Origin of the sequence: Pseudomonas zhanjiangensis (genome assembly GCF_041027545.1) — a bacterium.
Classification (GTDB): domain Bacteria; phylum Pseudomonadota; class Gammaproteobacteria; order Pseudomonadales; family Pseudomonadaceae; genus Aquipseudomonas; species Aquipseudomonas zhanjiangensis.
In genome coordinates, this window is the sequence record NZ_JBFTEG010000015.1 from 18,419 (window position 1) to 41,981 (window position 23,563).

General features: G+C 65.9%; 21 protein-coding genes and 1 riboswitch. Of the genes, 11 read left to right on the top strand and 10 right to left on the bottom strand.

Features of this window, described 5'->3' with window-relative positions; translation table 11 throughout:
• Positions 1–69: 69 nt before the first annotated feature.
• The 4 genes from AB5S05_RS16960 to AB5S05_RS16975 form a co-directional block, all read right to left on the bottom strand.
• A complete protein-coding gene (locus tag AB5S05_RS16960; RefSeq protein ID WP_369288700.1) occupies positions 70–837 on the bottom strand; it encodes an SDR family oxidoreductase in 768 nt (255 codons plus the stop codon).
• 37 nt (positions 838–874) lie between these two features.
• On the bottom strand, positions 875–1,945 hold the full coding sequence (locus tag AB5S05_RS16965; RefSeq protein WP_369288701.1) for a phosphotransferase family protein: 1,071 nt from the start codon (positions 1,943–1,945) through the stop codon (positions 875–877).
• Positions 1,946–2,151: 206 nt separating this feature from the next.
• A complete protein-coding gene (locus AB5S05_RS16970) occupies positions 2,152–2,463 on the bottom strand; it encodes an SCP2 sterol-binding domain-containing protein (RefSeq protein WP_369288702.1) in 312 nt (103 codons plus the stop codon).
• 59 nt (positions 2,464–2,522) lie between these two features.
• Positions 2,523–3,233: a histidine phosphatase family protein gene (locus AB5S05_RS16975; RefSeq protein ID WP_369288703.1), complete on the bottom strand. Its 711-nt coding sequence runs from the start codon at positions 3,231–3,233 to the stop codon at positions 2,523–2,525.
• 208 nt (positions 3,234–3,441) lie between these two features.
• On the opposite strand from AB5S05_RS16975, the gene sohB reads away from it, so the two are divergent.
• Positions 3,442–4,461, top strand: a complete 1,020-nt coding sequence (sohB, locus tag AB5S05_RS16980; RefSeq protein WP_369288704.1) for a protease SohB — start codon at positions 3,442–3,444, stop codon at positions 4,459–4,461.
• A 27-nt stretch (positions 4,462–4,488) separates the two neighbouring features.
• A complete protein-coding gene (locus AB5S05_RS16985) occupies positions 4,489–5,481 on the top strand; it encodes a YhdH/YhfP family quinone oxidoreductase (protein WP_369288705.1) in 993 nt (330 codons plus the stop codon).
• Positions 5,482–5,550: 69 nt separating this feature from the next.
• Here AB5S05_RS16985 and AB5S05_RS16990 read toward each other — a convergent pair whose 3' ends face one another.
• A complete protein-coding gene (locus AB5S05_RS16990; RefSeq protein WP_369288706.1) occupies positions 5,551–6,048 on the bottom strand; it encodes a DUF934 domain-containing protein in 498 nt (165 codons plus the stop codon).
• The gene (locus AB5S05_RS16995) at positions 6,032–7,690 is read right to left on the bottom strand and encodes a nitrite/sulfite reductase (RefSeq protein WP_369288707.1); all 1,659 of its coding nucleotides are present in this window, start codon (positions 7,688–7,690) and stop codon (positions 6,032–6,034) included. Before AB5S05_RS16995 ends, AB5S05_RS16990 begins: the two co-directional genes overlap by 17 nt.
• Before the next feature lie 602 nt (positions 7,691–8,292).
• Between AB5S05_RS16995 and AB5S05_RS17000 the strand changes: the two genes are divergently transcribed.
• Positions 8,293–9,351, top strand: a complete 1,059-nt coding sequence (locus AB5S05_RS17000; RefSeq protein ID WP_438943593.1) for an ABC transporter substrate-binding protein — start codon at positions 8,293–8,295, stop codon at positions 9,349–9,351.
• A 1-nt stretch (position 9,352) separates the two neighbouring features.
• Here the strand turns inward: AB5S05_RS17000 and AB5S05_RS17005 are convergent, their stop codons facing one another.
• Entirely contained in the window at positions 9,353–9,574 is a 222-nt protein-coding gene (locus AB5S05_RS17005; protein ID WP_369288709.1) for a DUF2970 domain-containing protein, read from the bottom strand.
• A gap of 178 nt (positions 9,575–9,752) precedes the next feature.
• A riboswitch (cobalamin riboswitch) is annotated at positions 9,753–9,886 on the top strand.
• 105 nt (positions 9,887–9,991) lie between these two features.
• Here AB5S05_RS17005 and AB5S05_RS17010 point away from each other — a divergent pair.
• Genes AB5S05_RS17010 through AB5S05_RS17020 form a run of 3 tightly spaced genes read left to right on the top strand, consistent with a single transcriptional unit; the run spans position 9,992 to position 15,025 of the window.
• Positions 9,992–14,281 (top strand): cobaltochelatase subunit CobN, encoded by a 4,290-nt coding sequence (locus AB5S05_RS17010; protein WP_369288710.1) that lies wholly within the window; start codon positions 9,992–9,994, stop codon positions 14,279–14,281.
• On the top strand, positions 14,281–14,748 hold the full coding sequence (locus AB5S05_RS17015; protein ID WP_369288711.1) for a MotA/TolQ/ExbB proton channel family protein: 468 nt from the start codon (positions 14,281–14,283) through the stop codon (positions 14,746–14,748). The genes AB5S05_RS17010 and AB5S05_RS17015 overlap by 1 nt, the downstream gene beginning before the upstream one ends.
• Positions 14,729–15,025 (top strand): DUF2149 domain-containing protein, encoded by a 297-nt coding sequence (locus tag AB5S05_RS17020; protein ID WP_369288712.1) that lies wholly within the window; start codon positions 14,729–14,731, stop codon positions 15,023–15,025. Before AB5S05_RS17015 ends, AB5S05_RS17020 begins: the two co-directional genes overlap by 20 nt.
• A 5-nt stretch (positions 15,026–15,030) precedes the next feature.
• Here the strand turns inward: AB5S05_RS17020 and AB5S05_RS17025 are convergent, their stop codons facing one another.
• The 3 genes from AB5S05_RS17025 to AB5S05_RS17035 all read right to left on the bottom strand — a co-directional run bounded on the left by AB5S05_RS17025 (position 15,031) and on the right by AB5S05_RS17035 (position 18,040).
• Positions 15,031–16,356, bottom strand: coding sequence for an MATE family efflux transporter (locus AB5S05_RS17025; protein WP_369288713.1), 1,326 nt, complete (start codon positions 16,354–16,356; stop codon positions 15,031–15,033).
• A 114-nt stretch (positions 16,357–16,470) separates the two neighbouring features.
• Positions 16,471–16,935 (bottom strand): OsmC family protein, encoded by a 465-nt coding sequence (locus AB5S05_RS17030; protein WP_369288714.1) that lies wholly within the window; start codon positions 16,933–16,935, stop codon positions 16,471–16,473.
• A 61-nt stretch (positions 16,936–16,996) separates the two neighbouring features.
• Complete coding sequence (locus tag AB5S05_RS17035) at positions 16,997–18,040, bottom strand: RNA methyltransferase (protein WP_369288715.1); 1,044 nt, start codon at positions 18,038–18,040, stop codon at positions 16,997–16,999.
• 157 nt (positions 18,041–18,197) lie between these two features.
• On the opposite strand from AB5S05_RS17035, the gene AB5S05_RS17040 reads away from it, so the two are divergent.
• The 5 genes from AB5S05_RS17040 (at position 18,198) to AB5S05_RS17060 (ending at position 23,561) form a co-directional block, all read left to right on the top strand.
• Entirely contained in the window at positions 18,198–18,500 is a 303-nt protein-coding gene (locus AB5S05_RS17040; protein ID WP_369288716.1) for a DUF1883 domain-containing protein, read from the top strand.
• Positions 18,501–18,776: 276 nt separating this feature from the next.
• A complete protein-coding gene (locus tag AB5S05_RS17045) occupies positions 18,777–20,345 on the top strand; it encodes an ABC transporter ATP-binding protein (protein WP_369288717.1) in 1,569 nt (522 codons plus the stop codon).
• Positions 20,346–20,365: 20 nt separating this feature from the next.
• Positions 20,366–21,445 (top strand): ABC transporter permease, encoded by a 1,080-nt coding sequence (locus tag AB5S05_RS17050; protein ID WP_369288777.1) that lies wholly within the window; start codon positions 20,366–20,368, stop codon positions 21,443–21,445.
• Between the two features lies 1 nt (position 21,446).
• Positions 21,447–22,379, top strand: a complete 933-nt coding sequence (locus AB5S05_RS17055) for an ABC transporter permease (protein ID WP_369288718.1) — start codon at positions 21,447–21,449, stop codon at positions 22,377–22,379.
• 84 nt (positions 22,380–22,463) lie between these two features.
• Positions 22,464–23,561 carry a BMP family ABC transporter substrate-binding protein gene (locus AB5S05_RS17060; protein ID WP_369288719.1) on the top strand — a complete coding sequence of 366 codons (1,098 nt, stop codon included), beginning with the start codon at positions 22,464–22,466 and terminating at the stop codon, positions 23,559–23,561.
• The last annotated feature ends 2 nt before the right edge of the window (positions 23,562–23,563 follow it).

Here is a 23,563-nt window from a genome sequence, read left to right on the forward strand (position 1 = left end):
ACGGCGATCGGCGCTAGGCGCAGAAAGAAAAAGGGACCCGAGGGTCCCTTTTTGCTTGTCCTACCCGGGTCAGGAGAGGAAGCCACCATCGACGTTCAGTGCGACGCCCGTGGTGTAGCTGGAGGCGTCGCTGGCCAGGTACAGCACCGCGCCGGCCATTTCGCTCGGATCGGCCACGCGCTTGAGCGGGATGCGCTGCAGGGCCATGTTGCGGATGGCGTCGTTCTTGACCAGGGCCGAGGCAAACTTGGTGTCGGTCAGGCCGGGCAGCAGGGCGTTGCAGCGGATGCCGAACTGCGCGCACTCCTTGGCGAAGACCTTGGTCATGCTGATCACCGCCGCCTTGGTCACCGAGTAGATGCCCTGGAACTCGCCGGGCGAGACGCCATTGATCGAGGCGACGTTGACGATGCTACCGCCGCCGTTTTCCTTCATCAGCTTGCCGCCTTCGATGGACATGAAGTAGTAGCCGCGGATGTTGACATCGACGGTCTTCTGGAAGGCACCCAGGTCGGTCTCCAGCACGTTGCAGAACTGCGGGTTGGTCGCCGCGTTGTTGACCAGGATATCCAGGCGGCCGAACTGATCGCGGATCTGCGCGAAGACGCTCTGGATCTGCTCCATCTCGCCGATATGGCAGGCGATGGCGGTGGCCTTGCCACCCTCGGCGATGATGGCGTCGGCAACGCCCTGGCAGCCGTCGATCTTGCGGCTGGAGACGATCACATGGGCGCCTTGCTGGGCCAGCAACTTGGCGATGGCTTCACCGATGCCGCGGCTGGCGCCGGAGACGAACGCGATCTTGCCGTCGAGGTCGAACAGTTGGGTCTTGGACATGGGCTTTTCCTTTCTCGTTGAAGGCCTGTTCGGCCGTTTACAGCTGTGATTTGTCGATGACCTGCAGACTCATCTGTTCCAGCAGCTTGTTCATCTGCACGAACTGAGCGAAGCGCTTGTCCTGGGTCTGGCCATGGTAGTAGCGGTAGTAGATCTGCTGGACGATGCCGGCCAGGCGGAACAGGCCGTAGGTGTAGTAGAAGTCCAGGTTGTGGATAGGCGGCAAGCCAGCGCGTGCGGCGTAGTAGTCGGCGAACTCCTGGCGGGTGAGCATGCCCGGCGCGTTGCTTGGCTGGCGCCGCATCAGTTGCACCGGTGCCGGGTCGCCGGCCTCGATCCAGTAGGCCAGGGTATTGCCCAGATCCATCAGCGGGTCGCCGAGGGTGGTCAGCTCCCAGTCCAGTACGCCGATGATCTGCATCGGGTTGGCCGGGTCGAGGATGACGTTGTCGAAGCGGTAGTCGTTGTGCACGATGCCTGGCTTCGGATGGTCGGCCGGCATCTTGTCCCGCAGCCAGGCCTTGACCGGCTCCCACAGGGGCGCGTCGGGGGTCAGCGCCTTCTCGTAGCGATCGCTCCAGCCGCCGATCTGGCGCTTGACGTAGCCCTCCGGCTTGCCCAGGTCGCCGAGCCCGCAGGCCTGGTAGTCGACGTTGTGCAGTTCGACGAACTTGTCGATGAAGCTCTTGCACAGCGCCCGGGTCTGCTCGGCACTGAAGTCGAGTTCGGCCGGCATGTCCGAGCGCAGGATGATGCCGTTGACCCGCTCCATGACGTAGAACTCGGCGCCGATCACCGACTCGTCGGTGCAGTGCACGTAGGCCTTCGGGCAATAGGGGAAGCCGGCGTTGAGCTGGTTGAGGATGCGGTACTCGCGCCCCATGTCGTGGGCCGATTTGGCCTTGTGACCAAACGGCGGGCGCCGCAGGACGAACTCCTTTTCCGGGTACTCGAGCAGGTAGGTCAGGTTCGAGGCGCCACCGGGAAACTGGCTGATCCGCGGCGTGCCGCTCAGGCCAGGAATATGGGCCTTGAGGTACTGGTCGATGGTCGCGGCGTCGAGTTCTTCGCCTTCACGGATGCGAGTGGATTGGTCAGTAAGCGCCATGCTTATCCCTTCTGCTTATGATGGGTGCCCGATATTATTGGTTAATCTAATGCTGCACCTTGACTGTCACAAGCGCCATGCACCGTTATAGGTGGGCGTGTTGCTGCACAATCAAGCTGCCTGATTCGTCCAACGCCTAGCCTTCAGGCGAAAAAAAACCGGAGTCGCAAGACTCCGGTTCGCTGTGCTGCGCAAGGTCGTCCGGCTTAGACCGGGAACAGCTCGCCCAGCTTCATCGCCAGCATCATGTCGCCTTCGGCGCGCAGCTTCCCGGCCATGAAGGCCTGCATGCCATCGGTCTCACCGCTGGTGATGCCCTTGAGGGTTTCGCTGTCCATGATCAGGGTCACGTTGGCGTTGTCGGCGTCACCTTGCTGGACATCACAGGTGCCATCCTTGACCACCAGGTAGTGGTTCTCGCCATCTTCGATATTGAACTGGAATACCAGGTCCAGGCCTGCTGCGGCACCGGCGTTGAACTTGGACTGCATGGTTTTGACGATGTCTGCAACGCTCATGGTTTCTTCCTTTATTTTCAGGTTTCTCGCGCCCTCACGGGTGCGCATTGGGCCGGCACTCAGCGGTAGGTGATGAGTTCCGGCGCCTTCGACAGCTGCAGATGCACATGGCTGTTGAAGGAAGCCAGGCTTACCTGAGTGCCACGAAACTTCAGGCAGCTCAGGGAAGTGTTGACGATCTGCCAGTTCAACTCGAACACCTTGTCGGCCGGCACGCCGGTGATCAGGTGGAGCAGGGCGGTAATGGTGCCGCCCGAGGTGAATACGGCGATATTTTGCTTGCTCTCGGCCTGCTCCAGCAGTCGGGTAAGTCCGCCCTGGACCTGCTCGACGAAGGTCGTCCAGCTTTGCAGCTCCGGCGGGTCATAGGTACCCGAAACCCAGCGGCCGATCAGGCGGGCGAACAGGCGCTGGAACTCGGCGCGCTGCTGCGCGGCGTTGCGCAACACGTGCATCGCTTCGGGCTCTTCGGGGAGTATGCCGGGTAGCAGGCCGCGGATCACCGCATCGGCATCGAATTCATTGAACGCCGCATCGATCTCCAGTGTCGGCGTCGCCAGGCCGGCCTCACTCAATTGCTTGAGCGCCGCGTTTGCCGTGTGTTGCTGGCGGCGCAGGTCGCCACTGAGGCAGCGATCGATGCGAATGCCGAGTTGCGCAAGGTGGCTACCGAGCATCTCCGCCTGACGAATGCCGATGGGCGAGAGCACGTCGTAGTCATCGGCACCGAAGGACGCCTGGCCATGTCGAATCAGGTAGATGCTGCCCACGTCCGTTGAACTCCCGGCACGGTGAAAGTTTGGCGAGGGTATGAGGAAGCTCGCGACCTGTCAATGAAAAACCATACGCTTGTTTGAATCCGCGAAAGCCGCGCCGGGCGCATGCCGGGCAACTGGCCGGCAACCGGCTGCATCGGTATGCTTGATCGATACAGGCGCCGCCAAGGCTGGCGTAGGCATGAAGAGCGAGGGGAAATTCGTGGAGTTTTTTGCTGATTATTTGGGCTTTCTGGCCAAGACCGCCACCCTGGTGGTCGCCATAGTGGTGGTTCTCCTTGCCGCTGCGGTGGCACGCAATAAGGGGCGCCGCGGTAGCGGTCACCTGCAGGTCGACAAACTCAATGACTTCTATCTGCAATTGCGCCACCGCCTCGAGCAGTCTGTGCTGAGCAAGGACCAGCTCAAGGTCGCGCACAAGGCCGAGCACAAGGCGCTGAAGCAGGAGAAGAAGGCCGGGATTCAGAAGCCACGGGTGTTCGTGCTGGATTTCGACGGGGATATCAAGGCCTCGGCCACCGATAACCTGCGCCATGAGGTCACCGCGCTGCTCAGCCTGGCCAAGCCCCAGGACGAGGTCGTCCTGCGCCTGGAGAGCGGCGGCGGCATGGTCCACAGCTACGGCCTGGCCTCCTCGCAACTGGCGCGGATTCGTCAGGCGGGCGTGCCGCTGACCGTGTGCATCGACAAGGTGGCGGCCAGTGGCGGCTACATGATGGCGTGCATCGGTGAGAAGATCATCGCCGCCCCCTTTGCCGTGCTCGGCTCGATCGGTGTGGTCGCGCAGCTGCCCAACCTGCACCGCCTGCTGAAGAAGCACGACATCGATGTCGAGATGCACACCGCGGGCGAGTACAAGCGCACCCTGACGATCTTTGGCGAGAATACCGACAAGGGCCGGGAGAAGTTCCAGCAGGATTTGGAAACCATTCACGAGCTGTTCAAGGGTTTCGTCGCCCGCTATCGGCCCAAGCTGGCGATCGAGGAAATCGCCACTGGCGAGGTCTGGCTGGGGCTGTCGGCGCTGGAAAGACAACTGGTCGACGAACTCGGCACCAGCGACGAGTATCTCGCCGAGCGAGCCCGCGCAGCCGACCTATTCCACCTGCACTACGTCGAGAAGAAAACCCTGCAGGAACGCATGGGGCTGGCCGCCAGTATCGCACTGGACCGCTTCAGCCTTAACTGGCTGAGCCGCCTCAATCAGCAACGCTTCTGGTAATTCACCTTCCGCCTCAAGGGGAACACGATGACCACCTTTACCGCATTGCAGGCCCGCGAGAACGACGCTGGCGCGTTCGAGCAGGTATTGATAGAGCGCCACATCGACGATTTGCCGGCCGGGGACATTCTGGTTCGCGTGCGCTACTCCTCGCTCAACTACAAGGATGCGCTCTCTGCCAGTGGTAACCGCGGCGTGACCAAGCAGTTCCCGCACACCCCGGGTATCGATGCCGCCGGTGTGGTCGAGGCTTCCAGCGTGGCCGAGTTCAGCGTCGGCGATGAGGTCATCGTCACCGGCTATGACCTGGGCATGAACACCGCCGGCGGTTTTGCCCAGTACATCCGCATTCCGGCCAGCTGGGCACTGAAACGACCGCAGGGCCTGTCGCTGCGCGAGGCCATGGTGCTGGGCACGGCGGGCCTGACCGCTGCACTCTGCGTCGACAAGCTCGAGCAGGCCGGGGTAACGCCCGAAGCCGGGCCGATCCTGGTCACCGGTGCCACCGGCGGAGTGGGCAGTGTCGCCGTGGCCTTGCTGGCCAAGCTCGGTTACGAGGTGGCGGCGGCGACCGGCAAGGCGGAGCAGGGCGATTTTCTCCTGGGCCTGGGCGCTCGGCAGATCGTGCTGCGCAGCGAGTTGCAGGACGGAGTGGACAAGCCATTGCTCAAGGAGCGCTGGGCCGGCGGCGTGGATACCGTGGGCGGGGACATTCTGTTCAATGTGGTCAAGTCACTGCGTTATGGCGGCAGCGTTGCCTGCTGTGGGCTGACCGCGGGTGTCGCCTTCAAGGGCAGTGTGTTGCCGTTCATCCTGCGCGGGGTCAACCTGCTCGGGGTCGACTCGGTCGAGCTGCCGCTGGTGGTCAAGGCATCCATGTGGGACAAGCTGTCGCTGCAGTGGAAGCTCGACGGCCTGGAACAGCTGGTCGAGGAGGTCAGTCTGACTCAGCTGCCGGAGGTGATCGGCAGGATACTCGCCGGTCAACTGGTTGGCCGGGTGCTGGTCAGGGTTGACTGAACGGCGTCGCCGACGCCCGCAGCGAAATGAAAAAGCCCCGCGGTGCGGGGCTATTTCTTGGTCGCTGCTTCAGGCGCGGCGGCGGAACAGCGGCAGAGGCTGATCGCTGGAAGCCTGATACACCTCGCCGAATTCCTCGAAGGCCTTCAGCGCATCCTGCGGGTCCTTGTCTTCGCGCAGGGCGAAGGCGTCGAATCCGCAGCGCTTGAGCGCGAACAACTGGTCGCGCAGCACATCGCCGATGGCGCGTACCTCGCCCTTGTAGCCATAGCGCTCGCGCAGCAGGTAGGCGGTGGAGCAGTGGCGGCCGTCGGTGAAGGCCGGGAAGTTCAGCGCGATGACCTGGAAGTTGTCCAGCTGATCGGCGATTTCTTCGATTTCCTCGCCAGCATCCAGCCAGACGCCAAGACCACCGTCGCGGGCCTTGAGCGCATGGGCATGGTCGACCCACAACGCCAGGGGCACGATCAGGTCGTCGCAGTTGGACAGCCCGTCGAGGGTCGCGTCCTTGGGCAGCAGGTGCCAGGTTTCGTCGATAACCTGGCCGTTCTTAATGATTCGCTGCATATACGCGCTCCTTGAACGGGGCGACACCGATACGGCGGAAGGTGTCGAGGAAACTTTCTTCTTCATTGCGCTGCTCGACATAGACCTTGACGATCTTGTCGATTACCTCCGGCATGTCGTCCTGGGCGAATGCCGGGCCAAGGATCTGCGCCAGGCTGGCCTCACGACCCGAGCTGCCGCCGAGGGACACCTGGTAGAACTCCTGGCCTTTCTTGTCCACCCCGAGGATGCCGATATGGCCGACGTGGTGGTGGCCGCAGGCGTTCATGCAGCCGGAGATGTTCAGGTCGATGTCGCCGATGTCGAACAGGTAGTCGAGATCGTCGAAGCGGCGCTGGATGGCCTCGGCCACCGGGATCGACTTGGCGTTGGCCAGGGAGCAGAAATCGCCACCCGGGCAGCAGATGATGTCGGTCAGCAGACCCACGTTCGGCGTGGCGAAGCCCAGTTCACGCAACTCGCCCCAGAGGGCGAACAACTGACGCTGCTCGACATCGGCCAGGATGATGTTCTGGTTGTGGCTGTTGCGTACTTCGCCAAAGCTGTAGCGATCGGCCAGTTCGGCGATGGCATCCAGCTGCTTGTCGGTGACATCGCCCGGCGCGGTGCCGGTGGGTTTGAGCGACAGGGTCACCGCGACATAGCCGGGCTGCTTGTGGGCGAAGGTATTGCGCTGGCGCCAGCGGGCGAAGCCGGGATGTTCGGCATCGAGCTCGGCCAGGGCGGAATCCTCATCGACCAGGGATTGATAAGCCGGATCGACGAAGTGTGCGGCCACGCGTTCCACTTCGGCCTCGGTCAGGGTGGTCGGGCCGTCCTTGAGGTGCGCCCACTCGGCGTCGACGCGCTCGGCGAACACCTCAGGCGTCAGGGCCTTGACCAGGATCTTGATGCGCGCCTTGTACTTGTTGTCGCGACGGCCATAGCGGTTGTACACACGCAGGATGGCGTCGAGGTAGCTGATCAGGTGCTGCCAGGGCAGGAATTCGTTGATGAAGCTGCCGACCACCGGGGTACGGCCCAGGCCGCCGCCGACCGATACCCGGAAGCCCAACTCGCCGGCGTCGTTGCGTACCGCTTCCAGGCCGATGTCGTGCACCTCGATCGCGGCGCGGTCGCTGACCGCACCGTTGACGGCGATCTTGAACTTGCGTGGCAGGTGGGTGAACTCGGGGTGGAAGGTCGACCACTGGCGAATGATCTCGCACCAGGGGCGCGGGTCGACGACCTCATCCTTGGCCACGCCAGCGAACTGGTCGGTGGTGGTGTTGCGGATGCAGTTGCCGCTGGTCTGGATCGCGTGCATCTGTACGTCGGCCAGTTCGGCGAGAATCTGCGGCACGTCCTCCAGTTCCGGCCAGTTGAACTGGACGTTCTGGCGGGTGCTGATGTGGGCGTAGCCCTTGTCGTAGTCGCGGGCGATCTTGGCCAGCATGCGCACCTGCTTGGAAGAAAGCAGGCCATAGGGCACGGCGATACGCAGCATCGGTGCAAAGCGCTGGATATACAGGCCATTCTGTAGGCGCAGAGGGCGGAACTCTTCGCCACTGAGCTCACCTGCCAGGTAACGGCGGGTTTGATCACGGAACTGCTTGACGCGGTCCTCGATGATTTGTTGATCGTACTGGTCGTATACGTACATGAAGGGTCCTGTTTTCAGGCTGCTTACAGCATATCTGCGCGCACGGCCGCGCTCTCCTGGCGGAGGCGAGGGAAGATAACAGCTCAGGGTTATGCGCAAAAGTGAAGTTTTAGTATATGGAAAGAACTTTAAATGCTAAGCAGCCTCGGCAACATAACCTCCACACGGGCCCGGGATTGCACGGGAAGGCCGCGACTGTCGCCTCCCCATAGCCCTCCACGCCAAGTAGCCGCCTTGAGCAATGGGTCTGCCTGGTCTTAACTGCTCAGGCGAACCACCCACAAACATAATAAAGGACCCGCCAATGACCGAGCATTCCCAACCCGACAGCAGCGACAGCCGTGTCGACGCCTACGCGATCTTCTGCTTGATTCTTCTGGCGGTAGCCACCGCGGTGTTCTGGGTCAGCCATCAGTAGCCCAGGTCCGAGGCAACTGGCACTACGCGCTGGCGCCAGTTCGCCTCGACTAGCGGATGGACGGTGGCGATGAGCCACCTGGCCGATCTTATACTGCGCGCCTTGTTTGTGCGGGCAATAGGGGGTTGGGGTGATCAGGCATCTGATCGGCATCATCACGCTGGTGTTGAGTTGTGCGGCGGCCTTGCAGGCGCATGCCGCTCGCGAGAGGCAGCCGGCCGCCGCCGGGACGGCGCCTTCGGCGGTGTTTCTCAACCCCGGTTATTCCACCGAGCCATTCTGGGTCACCTACAGCGAATTCATGCAGGCGGCCGCCGATGACCTGGGCATGCAGCTGCAGGTCATCTATGGCGAGCGGGACGCCAAGCGCCTGCTGGGCAATGCGCGAAAGCTGCTGGAGAGCCCGCAGCCACCGGACTACCTGCTGTTCGTCAATGAAGAGTATGTCGGTCCCGAATTGCTCCGCCTGTTCGCTGGCAGCCGGATCAAGCTGTTTTCCCTGCATAGCACCCTGACGCCGGAGCAGCAGCAGATCGTCGGCGGCACCCGTGAACGTTACCGCAACTGGATCGGCAGCCTGGTGCCCAACGACGAAGAGGCCGGCTACCTGATGGCCAAGGCCCTGATTGCCAAGCGGGCAGGACAGCCCGCGTCGATGCTGGCGTTTTCCGGCGTGCGCCATACGCCCTCGGCCAGCTTGCGCGAGCAGGGCTTGCAGCGCGCGCTGGCCGAGCACCCAGAGATCAAGCTGGAGCAACTGGTGCATGGCCAATGGGCACGGCAACGCGCCTACGAACAGGCGCAGCAGCTGCTGCAACGCTACCCGCAGGTACGCCTGGTGTGGTCGGCCAATGACGAGATGGCCTTTGGCGCGATGCGCGCCGCCCGTGAGCTGGGCCGGGTGCCGGGCAAGGACCTGAGCTTTTCTGCCCTGAACAACTCGGAGGAGGTGTTGCAGGCACGCATCTCCGGTCAGCTGTGCGTGCTGGTCGGCGGGCACTTCACCCTGGGCGGCTGGGCGATGGTCATGCTGCACGACTACCACGCCGGCCAGGACTTCGCGGCGCGAGGGGGCAAGGACCGGGTGGCGCCGCTGTTCAGGCTGCTCGATGCGAAGCAATCGGCACGCCTGGGCAAACGCATCAAGGTGCCGGGCTACGGCCTGGATTTTCGCACGTTCAGTGCGGTATACCGACCGCGGATCACCGACTACGGCTTTTCGCTCAAGCCGCTGCTGCAGTAGCTCAGGCGCCGGCCAGGTGCAGCACCAGCTTGACCACGGCGAAGATCATCAGCACGAACACCAGGGTGAAGATCACGCCGAGGATGATGAAGTGGCTGGGCTTGCCGCGACTGAAATCGCGGGCGCGGTGCTTGCCGCTCTGCACGCCAAAGGCCGCGGCGAGGACACTCTGCAACATCTCCCAGAGGCTCAAGGGCTTGTCCTGGTCGTCCTTCCGATCCATCCCCATCTCCCGTTGTGCCATTCGCGGCCGAGCGCGCACTGGCTGTCCCTGAACTCTAGCGCCTGAACGAGGGTCCGGCAAAGACCGGCGCGCCAGGTGGGTCGGCGCCCTGTGGGCGTCTGCGAGGGTTGCCCTTGCCCGAGTCGGCGCGTATGGTGGCGCCCGCCCGGCCGCAAGGTCGGGTCGATGGAGGACGAGGTGCCCGGATCATGGTCCGGGGTAAATGGGAAGTCAGTCCAAGCTGACGCTGCCCCCGCAACGGTATGGCCTGCAATGGCCGAGCCCGACACCAGCCCGTTCTCCCTAGGCAAGTCGCGGTGGGCGACTTCCCGGTCGGAATCCTTCTCGTCCCGATGCCGCCGCGTCGGGGCTCCGTCCGTTATGCGTGCCCACCGGTTTCCAATCAAGGGAGTGGGCATGACATCCGTTATTCGTGGTCTGGGTTTGGCGCTGCTGATGCTGGCGGCGCCCTGGGCCGTCGCCGGGCAAATCAACGCCATCGTCTCGCAGTACAGCGCCGCCGAGTTCGCCAGCGCCGTGGCGCAGTTCAGCGCCCGGGCCGGCCACTGGCAGGTCAGTGCGCGCACCCAGGAACAGCTCGACGAGCTGAGCGATGGCGAGGTGCGCCAGTGGCTGGCCGGCGGCGAGGTGTTGCTCGGTGTCGGTCTGTTCGGCGCCAATGTCGAGCGCCTCGGGCCCTTGCTGCAACAGAGTGACGCGGCCGAGCTGTTCATCATGCACAGCGAGCAGGGGCTTGTGCGGCTCAGCCGCAGTCGGGGGCAGCCGTTGTTCGCCACGCGCGAGCAAGCCGAACAATTGGGACGGGCCAAGCCGCTAGGCGAACTGGCCAGCTGGGTCGCCGAGCAGCAGCGCCGCCATCCGCAGCAGGCGCCCTGGATTGCCGCGCGCAGCTACTGGCAGGCCGGCGGCATCGACAATATCGCCGGCCTGCTCGGCTGGCTGGCCGCGCGCCGGGACGGCGCGGTCAGCGTCGTACCGGCACAAGCCCGGCCGGCGCTACGCTTCTACCAGCACGGGGCGCTGCGCCAGGCGCTCGATCTGGACCTGACCGGCAGCGGCCTGGTGGCGCTGATCGACCATGGCCGCGCCGATCGCGCCGGTGACCGGGAGCTCAACGACCAGCTGTGTCGCCGCCTCGAGGCGCGCGGCCTGAGCTGCGTCAGCCTGTTGGCCGACTGGGGGCCGGGCTCGGTGGCGGCGGTGCGCTGGCTGCAGGAGGCCAAACACCCGCCGCTGGTGGCGCTGGTCGCCCTGCAGGACTTCGTGATCGGCGGCGGCGAAGGGCGCGAAACGGTCACCGAGCTGTTCGGCCAGCTCAACGTGCCGGTGCTCAAGGGCCTGCGCCTGGATGACCGCGACGAGACTGGCTGGCAGCTGTCCAGCGACGGCCTGGCGCGGGACAAGGTGCACTACCAGCTGGCCATGCCGGAGCTGCAGGGCAGCAGCCAGGCCATGGTCCTGGCCGCCTGGCAGGATCAGCAGCTGGATCCGCTGTCGGGCATCCGCTTCGGCCTGAGCACCCCGCTGACCGCGCAGATCGATGCCTTCGTCCGCCGCCTGGCTCGCTGGCAGGCGCTGCAGGCCAAGGCCAACGCCGACAAGCGCCTGGCGATCATCTACTACAACCATCCGCCCGGGCGGCACAACATCGGTGCCGACAACCTGGACGTGCCGCAGTCGCTGTTCGAGATACTTCAGCGCCTCAAGGCCGAGGGCTACGACACCGGGCCGCTACCGGCGTCGCCGGCGGCGCTGCTCGATCTGCTCCAGGAAAAGGGCGTGAACCTGCCGGAGCAGGGCGACGCCCTGGCCGCCATGGCCAGAAATGTCCAGACCCTCAGCGGCGCGGCCTACCGCCAGTGGTTCCAGACCCTGCCGGCGGCGCTGCAGGCGGAGATGGAGCAGGGGCCGCTGGGCTACTGGCATGCGCAGATGCGCCGTGCCCTGCTGGGCGACCGCCTGCAATTGGCCGAAGGAATCTTCGCCAACGGCGCCAGCGAACTGCACCATGTGCTCGACGGCGTGGTGCACCCGACGCGGCAACGCGCGCTGGACCTGCTGGCGCAGCTGGAAGACCTCTACCGGGGCGCCCTCGAGGCGCCGGAGGCGGTCGACTGGGCCGCCGCCGAGGCGCTGGTCGAGGCGCTGGCGGCCACCGGCATCGAGGGCCTGCGCGGCTGGGGCGAGGCGCCCGGCTATGTCATGGTGCAGGGCGATCAGCTGCTGCTGCCGGGCGTGCAGTTCGGCAAGGTGTTCGTCGGCCCGCAACCGCCACGGGGCTGGGAACTGGACCAGGAGCTGCTGCACGCCAACCTGGTGTTCCCGCCGCCGCACCAGTACCTGGCCTTCTATCACTGGCTGCGCGACGACTTCCGCGCCGATGCGCTGATCCACCTGGGCCGCCACTCCACCTACGAGTTCCTGCCACGCCGGCGCGCCGGCCTGAGCGACGAGGACTATTCGATGCAGGTGGTCGGCGACCTGCCGAGCATCTACCCGTACATCGTCGATGGTGTCGGCGAAGGCATCCAGGCCAAGCGTCGCGGCCTGGCGGTGATGATCGACCACCTGACCCCGCCGCTGGTGGCCACCCCGCTGTACGACGACCTGCTCAAGCTGCGCCAGCTGGTGGAAAGCTTCGAGGCGGGCGCCGGGCAGGGCGAGGGACCGGCGCGGCGCGCCACCATCGCCGAGATCAAGCGCCTGCTCGGCAGTTCCGGGCTAGAGCCGGAGCTGCGCGAGTCCATGGCCGAGCCGCTGCAGGCGCGTGGCATCGACTTCGAGCAGGCCGACGACGACCTGCTGGTGCACGAGGTCGGCCACTACCTGACCAATATCCAGGAACGCTTCATGCCCATGGGCCTGCACGTGTTCGGCAAGCCCTGGACGGCGGCGGCGATCGATACCCTGATGCAGTCGATGGGACCGGACAAGGCGGCCTTCCGCCAGGCCCTGGTCGATTCGCCGGCCGCGGAGATGAGCGCCTTGCTCAACGCCCTCGCCGGGCGCTACGTGGCGCCAGGCAAGGGCAACGACCCGATCCGCACGCCCGAAGCGCTGCCCACCGGGCGCAATTTCCACGCCCTCGACAGCAGCCTGCTGCCGAGTCGCATCGGCTACCGGATCGGCCGCGAGATGGCCGATCAGGCACGCTTGCGCGAGTTGCCCGAGGACGGCCGCGAGGCGGTGATCCTCTGGGCCAGCGACGCGGTGCGCGACGAGGGCGCGATGATCGCCTTCGGCCTGGACCTGCTCGGCATCGAGCCGCAGTGGAACAGTCGCGGCATCGTCGAGGGCATCCGGCTGCGTCCCCTGGCCGCCGGCGAGCAGCGGCGCGACTTGGTCTTCACCACTTCCGGCCTGTTCCGCGACCTCTATGCCGACCAGCTGGCGCTGCTCGAGCGTGGCGTGTTGCTGGCGCTGCAGGCGTCCGCGGCGCGCATTCGCCAGGACTATCCGGCCCTGCGCCCGGCCCTGGCGGCGGCGCTGGAGCCGCTGCAGGACGAGTCCGATGGCGGCCAGGAGCCGCTTGCGGTCAACCGCGTCGCCGCGCATTGGGTCAATGATGCGGCACGCCAGCTCAAGGCCGGAGCGAGCCCCGCCGAGGCCGGCGTGCAGGCCTCGTTGCGTCTGTTCGGCGTGGCGCCGGGCGCCTATGGGGCGGGCATCAACCGTCTGGTGGAGCGTTCCGGCAGCTGGCAGGATCGCGGCGAGCTGGCCGACGCCTATATGCGGCGCATGGGCCACGCCTACGGTCTGCGCCACCAGGGCGAGGCCGCCCAGGCGCTGTTCGCCGACAACCTCAAGCAGGTGCGTCGCACCTACCTGGGGCGCTCCAGCAACCTCTACGGCCTGCTCGACAACAACGATGCCTTCGATTACCTGGGCGGCCTGAGCCTGGCGGTGGAGCAGCTGTCCGGGCAGACCCCGGAGAGCTTCGTCAGCTGGCACAACGACCCGAGCAAGGTCCGCCTGGAGCCGCTGCAGCAGGCCTTGCTCGCCGAGCTGCGCGGGCGCTTCCTGAATCCCGCATGGATCAAGGCGCTGATGCAGCACGACTATGCCGGCGCGAGGACCATGGGCAGCGAGTTCCTCGAGTATCTCTGGGGCTGGCAGGTGACCAACCCGGAGATCATCAAGGACAGCGCCTGGGAAGACGTCAAGGCGGTCTACATCGACGACCGCTACCAGCTCGAACTGGATCAGTTTCTCGAGCAGGGACAGAACGTGCACGTCAAGAGCAACATGCTCGCGGTCATGCTGGTGGCCATTCACAAGGACTTCTGGGAGGCCGACGACGCCACCCGGGCCCAACTCGGCGAGCAGTTCGCCCGCCTGGTGATCGAGCATGGCTTGCCCGGCAGCGGCCACACGCGCCCGGACCACCCGATGCTGCAGTGGCTACTGCCGCAGCTGCCGGAGCCGTTGCGCGACGGCCTGCAACAACGCCTGCAGGCCGCCCAATTGCCGCCTGCGCAGGCCCAGGTGCGGGCGCCGAGTACGGTCAGCGAGCTGCAGGCGCTCGATCAACCGCCCACGCCGAGCGATAGCGTCCAGCCGTCGGCCGAGCCGGGCAACGCCACCATGGCCCAGCCGCTGTGGATCGGCATGGCCGGCCTGGGTCTGCTGCTGGGGCTGGGAATCTGGCGTGGGCGCAGCCCACGCGTGGCCAAGGGAGTCCGATGATGCTCGACAGTGCAATCTTTACCTGGGTCCACCAACTGGTGGGCTACCTACTGGAACCGGTGACCCTGGCCATGTTGCTGCTGGTCGCGGTGGCGGTGTGGGATGTCGGCGTGGCCTGTGGCGAGCGCCTGGGTGGCTTGCGTCGCTGGCGCCTGCTGCCCCTGGCGGCGGTGGAGCGACGCGCGCGCAAACGCCTGGAACGCTCCGACCTGATCGCCCGGCTGGGGCCGATCCTCGGCCTGATGGGCACCCTGATCCCGCTCGGGCCGGGGCTGGCGGCCCTTGGCGACGGCGATATCCAGGTGCTCAGCGTGGCCATGCGGGTGGCCTTCGACGCCACCGTGCTGGGCCTGCTCGGCGGCATGGGTGGCTTCGTCCTCGGCCGCCTGCGCCGCCGCTGGTACGACGAATTGCTCGAGAGCATGGAGCGCGAGCAGGGGGTGGGCGATGAGTCGCTGGCGCTCTAGCCGCTTCGACGAGGTGGACACCGACCCGCTCAGTTCCGTGGCCAACCTGGTCGACCTGATGCTGGTGTTCGCCTGCGGCCTGCTGGTCGCCCTGGCGGCCAAGACCGACGTGCTGGCGCAGCTCCAGGCCAGCCGCCAGGAGCAGAGTGTCGAGCGCGGTCGCGAGCTGCCGCGGCTGCCGGATAGCCTGCAGGGTCAGGGTGGCCGGGGCTTGCAGAGCGTGGGGCAGGTCTACCGCGATCCCGAGTCTGGCAAGCTGATCCTGATCGGCGACTGAGGCGGCTAGAGCTGGATGCGGGTCCAGCCGCGGCGCTGCCACATCAGGGCGAAGATCGCCGAGGCCAGGCCACGCTGGAGGATCTGCAGGCCCCAGATCGCCAGCAGCCCGTAGCCGAGCACCGGGCCGATCAGGTAGGCCAGCGGCAGGAAGAACAGCCACTGGTTGCCCAGGCTGACCGCCATCACCGTGCGGTTGGCACCGGCACCGAGCAGCGCCTGGGTCAGCACCAGGGCGGTGGCGTCGAGGACCATGCCCAGGCCGGTCAGGCGCAGCGGCCAGCTGCCCAGTTCGATCAGCGCGGGGTCGCTGACGAACAGCCGCAGGATCGACTCGGGGGCCAGCCAGAACGGTGCGCCGAGCAGGCTCAAGCCCACGGCCGCAACCTTGACCACGTCCCAGCCCCAACGATGGGCACCATCGAGATCCTGGCCACCCAGGCTGTGACTGACCAGGGTGGTGGCGGCCATGCCCAGGCCGATGGCGGGCAGGATCAGGAACAGCGCCAGGTTGATCAGCACGTGGGCGATCGCCAGCTCGGCGGTGCCGATCTGGCCGATGATCCAGAACAGTGTGGTGATCCCGGTGGCGAAGAAGAATTGCTGCAGCGAGTTGGGCAGCGACAAACGCAACATGGCCTGCATGTCCTGGCGCGCCGGCCAGCGGGTGAGGAAACCCTGCTTGGCGGCGCTGCGCCAGGTCTGCGCGGCGTAGATCAGCGAACCGAGGTAGAGCGCCAGGGCCGTGCCCAGGCCGGAGCCCGGCGCGCCCATTCGCGGCAGGCCGAACAGGCCATGAATCAGCGAATAGCTGAGCAGCACGTTGGTCACGTGCATGATCACCAGGGTGCGCATGTAGACCCCGGAGCGATGGCTGCCGTTCCAGTAGCCGCGAAACGAGAAGTTCAGGCCGACCGCGAGGATCGCCAGGGTGCGCCACTCGAAGTACTGGGTGCCGATCTCCAGTACCTGCGGGTCTGTCGACAGCAGCTGCATGATGGGACGGGCAAACCACCAGCACAGCAGGGTCAGCGGCAAGGCCAGGCCCAGGGCGATCAGCAGGCCGGCGTTCAGGGGCGCCGCCATCTTCTCGTCTCGACCCTCGCCACGCCGACGCGCGACCAGCGCCTGCACCCCGGCGCCGAGGCCCATGACCAGGGCGATGGCCATGAAGTTGGCGTAGCTGCCGAGGCCGACGCCGGCCAGCGACTTCTCCCCGAGGTGGCCGACCATGGCCGCGTCCACCAGGTTGAGCAGACTCTGGCTGAGCATGCCGCCGATGATCGGCAAGCCGAGGGTGAGGATATGCCGCAGGCGCTGGCGTTCGATCATGCTAGGGTCGCTATGGGCCGGTGAAGCCGGCAGGCGCGGGGCGCTGCCGGAAAGGGACGCATCTTACCCTGTCGGCGCCTGCGCGGCGCCGCCAATGCTGCCCGTGGCGGGTTGTCAGGCCGGCTGGGGTTCGCAGCGCACCGCAGTTTTCACCGAGTTGGCGATAAAGCAATGGTCGTGAGCACTGTGGTGCAAGGCGTCGAGCTGCTCGCGCGTCGGCTGAGTGCCGGCGAAGCTGACCCGGGGGCGCAGGACCACCTCGGTCATCGCCAGGCGGCCCTCGGCGTTGCGCGCCATCAGCCCCTCGGCCCGATCCAGGTAACGCTCGACCACAAAGCCCTGCTGGGCCGCCAGACCGAGGAACCAGAGCATATGGCAGCTCGACAGCGAGGCGACGAAGGCTTCCTCGGGGTCGACCGCGCCGGCGTCGGAGTAGGGCAGCGGCACCACATGGGGTGAGGAGGACGCCGCCACCTCCAGGCCGCCATCGAAGCGCCAGCGGTGGGCGCGGCTGTAGCGGTTGTCGAGAAAGTTCTGCTCGTCGCGCTGCCAGAGGATTTCGGCGCTGTGCCGGGCCATTGCGTGCTCCTTGCGGGAATGGATGAGTAGTGTCGGCGAAGCGGCCCGCGCTGAGAAGGACTTACGGTGCTAGCGGGTTGCGTGTCCGACGGGCCTTGACCAGCTCGACGGCGCGGGCGCGCAGCTGGCCGCAGCCGCCGTCGATGTCCTGGCCGGCGGAGTTGCGCACCTTGGTCAGCACTCCGCGGCTGTGCAGGTAGCGCACCATCTGCACGATGCGGTCGCCGTCCGGGCGGGCGAAGGCGTCGCCCTCCATGCTGTTGTAGGGGATCAGGTTGAGCACCGCGAACTTGCCCTTGAACAGGCGCAGGATGCCGTCCATTTCCTCCTGGCTGTCGTTGATGCCCTTGAGCAGGGTCCACTGGTACTGGATCGGGTAGTCGACCGCGCGGGCATAGGCCTCGCCCAGGGCCATCAGCTCCTCCGGGTCGATGCGCGGCGCGCGCGGCAGCAACTGCTGGCGCAGCTCGGCGTCGGTGGTATGCAGCGACAGGGCCAGGGCCGGCTTGATCCGCTGCTGCGGCAGGCGCTCGAATACCCGCGGGTCGCCGACCGTGGAGAACACCAGGTTCTTGTGGCCGATGCCGCCTTCCGTGCCGAGCAGGTCGATGGCCTCCAGCACATTGTCGAGGTTGTGCGCCGGCTCGCCCATGCCCATGAACACCACCTTCTTCACCGGTCGAAAGCGGCGGGCCAGGGCCACCTGGGCGACGATCTCGGCGCTGCTCAGCTGACGCAGCAGGCCGCTCTTGCCGGTCATGCAGAACACGCAGCCGACCGCACAGCCGACCTGGCTCGACACGCACAGGCCGTCGCGTGGCAACAGCACGCTTTCGACCATCTGGCCGTCGTGCAACTCGACCAGCAGGCGCGCCGAACCATCGCCGCCCGGGTGCTCCGAGCGCAGGCGCACCAGGCCGTCCAGGGCAGCACTCAGGTCGGGCAGGGCGTTGCGCACGGCCAGCGGCAGGAAGTTCTCGCTGCGCTGGTTGCGCGTGCCGGTGTCCAGCGGCTTGCCCTGCAGCCAGGCACGGGTGATCCGCCCACTGTGCTGGGGCTTGGCGCCGAGTTCGGCCAGACGATGCTTGAGGTCGTGGATATGCATGGGGCGCGAATCCTATCACCGCGCCGCGCCGGCGCGTAGCTCGGCATGTCGGGAAGCCTGCCGGTCGTGCCGGCGCCACGCGGGAAATGGCCAGCCGCCTGTCCCCTGGCTCATACTAGCGGTTTGCTTTGACTGCCAAAGCCCAGTGGAGCCGCAGATGAAATTCATACACCAGCGTGAGCACCTCAGCGAAGACGATATCGTCGTCATCGAATGCTCGCAGACCTGCAATATTCGCCTGATGAACGACGCCAACTTTCGCAGTTTCAAGAATGGCGGCCGGCACAGCTATCACGGCGGCGCGTTCGACAAGTTTCCGGCCAAGATCACTGTACCCAGCACCGGCTTCTGGAACATCACCATCGACACGGTCAGCCGCAGGGCGATCAGCGTGACGCGCAAGCCGACCCTCAAGCACTCGATCAAGATCATTCGCCGGTCACCGACCCGGCTGGGCTGACAGGCCGGCAAGCGGCCCTGGCGTCAGCTGGGGCAGTCAGCGCCTGGACGGGGCTGGCCGCCTCGCCTGAATCAATCCGTGTGAACACTTGGCGGCTAAATTGTTCACAAGGTGTTGCGCAAAGTATCGGAAACGCGGTACACAATGACTCGCTCCCAATGCAGGCCCTGCCTGGTTGTCGGGGCACGCTAATAACAATAATCGGCGGACGCCGGGATTCAGCCCCACCTGCAGCAGCCCATTCGGGCAGTCGGGGACGGGGCCAGGAGGCGATTGATGAGTCAGCCTGATGTGCGGGCCAATGCGGGCCATCCGCGCCTGGTCTTGCGCGGTATCCGCAAGGTCTACCCGACAGTGGTCGCCAACGACGGCATCGACCTGCAGGTGATGCCCGGCGAGATCCATGCCGTGCTCGGCGAGAACGGCGCCGGCAAGTCCACCCTGATGAAGATCATCTACGGCGTCACCCGCCAGAGCGCCGGCCAGATGTTCTGGGAGGGCCAGGGGGTCGAGGTGGAAAATCCCGCCCATGCCCGCAGCCTCGGAATCGGCATGGTGTTCCAGCATTTTTCCCTGTTCGAAACCCTCACCGTGCTGGAGAACGTCGCCCTGGCGCTGCCGGGCAAGCCCGACCTGGCCGACCTGGCTCGGCGCATCGAATCGGTCTCGCAGCGCTACGGCCTGCCGGTCGATCCGCGCCGCCATGTGCATGCACTGTCGGTCGGTGAGCGCCAGCGGGTCGAGATCGTTCGCTGCCTGCTGCAGAACCCGCGGTTGCTGATCATGGACGAGCCGACCTCGGTACTCACCCCGCAGGCGGTGCGCAAGCTGTTCGAGACCCTGCGCAAGCTGGCCAGCGAGGGCTGCTCGATCCTCTATATCAGCCACAAGCTCGATGAAATCCAAGAGCTGTGCCACAGCGCCACCGTGCTGCGCGGCGGCAAGGTCACCGGCGCCTGCAACCCCGCCGAGGAAACCCCCAAAAGCATGGCGCGGCTGATGATCGGCAAGGACCTGCCGGCCTGCGAACACACGGCGGCCAAGGAGGGGGGTGAGGTGCGCCTGAAGCTGGCCGGGCTGAGCCAGGCGTCGGTGGATCCGTTCGGCACCCACCTGCAGGACCTCGACCTGGAGGTGCGCTCCGGAGAAATCGTCGGCATCGCCGGCGTTTCCGGCAACGGCCAGGCCGAGCTGCTGGCGGCGATTTCCGGGGAAGTCCCGGTGCGCCAGGCCGAGCAGGTACAGATCTGCGGCGCCCCGGCCGGCCGGCTCGCCCCCGATCAGCGTCGCCGGATCGGCCTGTGCTTCGTGCCCGAGGAACGCCTGGGCCGGGGCGCGGTGCCGAGCCTGGCGCTGAGCGACAACGCGATTCTCACCGCGGCCACGGCCAAGGGCCTGGTCAGGCACGGGCTGATCGACTTTCGCGCGGCCAAGGCCTTCGCCCAGACCTGCATCGAGCGATTCAATGTCAAATGCGGCGGCCCGGATGCCCAGGCCCGTTCGCTGTCCGGCGGCAACCTGCAGAAATTCATCATGGGCCGCGAGATGCTCCAGGCGCCCAGGCTGCTGGTGGCGGCGCAGCCGACCTGGGGCGTGGATGTCGGCGCGGCGGCCTTCATCCGCCAGCAGATCATTGACCTGCGCAACAGTGGCTGCGCGGTCTTGGTGGTGTCCGAGGAACTCGATGAGCTGTTCGAGGTGTGCGACCGCATCGCGGTGATCGCCAAGGGCAGACTATCGCCCAGCCAGCGGGCCGCCGAGACCTCGGTCGAGGACATAGGCGTGTGGATGAGCGGCATGTGGCCGGGCGCCAAAACCGGCGCGCAAACACCCAGCGATCACTGATACAGGAAGCGACCCCCATGCTGTCGTTCAAGCTCGAAACCCGCCCCGAAGCCTCGCAGCTGATGAGCTATGTCTCTCCGCTGCTGGCGGTGCTGCTGACCATGCTCGGCGGGCTGCTGGTGTTCACCAGCCTGGGCAAGGACCCGCTGCAAGGTTTCCAGGTGTTTTTCCTCAACCCGTTGCGCGACGGCTACGCGCTCAGCGAACTGTTGCTCAAGGCCACCCCGCTGATGCTCTGCGCCATGGGCCTGGCGGTCGGCTTTCGCGCCAATGTGTGGAACATCGGCGCCGAAGGCCAGTACATCGTCGGCGCCTGCGCGGCGACCGGAGTGGCGCTATGGCTCAGTGAGGTGGAGGGCCCCCAGGTGCTGCTGGCGATGGTCCTGGCCGGGGCGCTGGGCGGCGCGGCCTGGGCAGCGATCCCGGCGTTCTTGCGTACCCGCTTCAACGCCAACGAGATCCTGGTTTCGCTGATGCTGGTGTATGTCGCCCAGTTGCTGGTGTCCTGGCTGGTATTTGGCCCCTGGATCGACCCGGAGGGCTTCAACTTTCCGCAAACCCAGATGTTTTCCGATTCGGCGCTGATGCCGATGCTGGTGCAGGGCACGCGCCTGAACTACGCCTTCGTGCTGGCCCTGGGCGTGCTCGCGGTGGGTTACGTGTTCATGCAGAAAAGCCACCTGGGCTTCAAGATGCGGGTGGCCGGCGAGGCGCCGGATGCGGCGCGATACGCGGGATTTTCCGCCAAGCTGATGATCTGGATCGGCCTGCTGGTAGGCGGCGCCAGCGCCGGCCTGGCCGGCATGGCCGAAGTGGCGGGGCCCATGGGCCAGCTGACGGTCGGAGTGGCCAGCGGTTACGGCTTCGCCGCGATCATCGTGGCCTTCGTCGGCCGGCTCAACCCGATCGGCATCTTCCTCGCCAGCCTGCTGATGGCGCTGCTGTATATCGGTGGCGAGCAGGCCCAGCAGTACCTCGGCTTGCCGTCATCGATCTCCAAGGTGTTCCAGGGCATGTTGCTGTTCTTCCTGCTCGGCTCGGATCTGTTCATCAATTACCGGCTGCGCGTGCGCAGGACGCTGGCCAAGGCAGGAGACTGAGATGGAACAGAGTCTGATCACCGCCATCCTCTTCGCTACTCTGGTGGCGGGCACGCCGTTGATCATCGTCGCCCTGGGTGAGCTGGTCACCGAGAAGGCCGGGGTGCTCAACCTCAGCGCCGAGGGCACCATGGCCATGGGCGCGATTGCGGCCTTCGCCGCCAGCCATTACAGCGGTAACCCTTATCTGGGGGTGTTGGCCGGCATGGCCGCCGGCGCGTTGATGAGCCTGCTGTTCGGCCTGTTGACCCTGACCCTGATGGCCAACCAGGTGGCCTCCGGCCTGGCCCTGACCATCTTCGGCATCGGCCTGTCGGCCTTTGTCGGCAAGCCCTACGAGTCCCTGACCCTGCAGGCGGTGCCGGCCTGGCGCATCCCGCTGCTGGCCGACATTCCCCTGATCGGCCCGGCCCTGTTCGAGCAGCAGTCGCTGGTCTACTTTTCCTGGCTGCTGCTGGCCGGCGTGCTCTGGTTCCTCTACCGCAGCCGCGCCGGCCTGGTCCTGCGCGCGGTGGGGGAGTCGCCGGCCTCGGCGCATTCGATCGGCTACTCGGTCATTCGCATTCGTTACCTGGCTACCCTGTTCGGCGGGGCCATGGCCGGTATCGGTGGCGCCTTCCTCTCGGTGTTCTATACCCCCCTGTGGGTCGAGGGCATGGTGGCCGGGCGCGGCTGGATCGCCCTGGCGCTGGTGGTGTTCGCCACCTGGCGGCCGCTACGGGTGATGGTCGGCGCCTACCTGTTCGGCGGCGTGATGATCACCCAGTTGTTCGTCCAGGGCTCGGGCCTGCAGATCGATGTGCCTTCGCAGTTGCTCTCGGCGCTGCCCTATCTGGCAACTATCGTGGTGCTGGTACTGATCTCCCGGAACCAGCAGAGCATCCGCCTCAATTCGCCTGTGTCCCTCGGCCAGCCCTATCGGCCGGAGGCCTGATTTCACGGCGGCGCCCGACCCCGGGCGGCCGGCAAGCAACGACAACGCGGTATCAACCAGCGCATCAAGCAAGGAGATAAACCGATGGGTAATCGCAGGCAATTCATCAAGACCGCCACTGGCGTGGCGCTGGCGACATTGTTCGGCGCCGGTCTGCTGGGGCAGGCGCAGGCCGCCGACCCGCTGAAGGTGGGCTTCGTCTATATCAGCCCGATTGGCGACGCCGGCTGGACCTACCAGCATGATCAGGGGCGCCTGCAGATGGAGCGGGCCCTGGGTGACAAGGTGGAAACCAAGTACATCGAGAACGTGCCCGAGGGCGCCGATGCCGAGCGGGTCATCCGTGAGCTGGCCAGCAGCGGCTATGGGCTGATCTATGCCACCAGTTTCGGCTACATGAACTATGTCGAGCGGGTGGCCAAGCAGTTTCCCCAGGTCACCCTGATGCATGCCACCGGCTACAAGACCGGCAAGAACTTCGGCAACTACAACGCGCGCTTCTATGAAGGCCGTTACCTGAACGGGGTGGTCGCCGGCAAGATGAGCAAGTCGAACATCCTCGGCTATGTCGCGGCCTTCCCGATTCCGGAAGTGGTCATGGGGATCAACGCCTTCGCCCGCGGCGCCCGCAGCGTCAATCCGGATGCCGAGGTGCGGGTCATCTGGGTCAACAGTTGGTACGACCCGGGCAAGGAGCGCGAGGCGGCGCTGACCCTGATCTCCCAGGGCGCGGACATGCTGACCCACCACACCGACTCCACCGCCGTGGTGCAGGCCGCGGAGGAGAAAGGGGTGAACGCCTTTTCCTACCATTCCGACATGAGCAAGTACGGCCCCAACGCCCAGTTGTCCGGTACCACCCACCAGTGGGGCGACTTCTATACCCGCACCACCCAGGCAGTGCTGGACGGCAGCTGGAAGCCCGAGTCGACCTGGGGCGGGGTCCAGCAGGGGATGATCGAGACGGTGCCACTCAACGCCTCGGTACCGGATGAGGTCAGGGCGCTGGTGGACAAGCTGCAAGCCGATATGCGCGCCGGCAGCTTCCATCCGTTCACCGGCCCGGTGGTCGATCAGGACGGCAAGACTCGGGTGCCGGCCGGCGAGGTGATCAGCGATAACGATCTGGGCCACATGAAGTATTTCGTCCAGGGCGTGGCGTCCAAGCTGCGCAGCAACTAGCC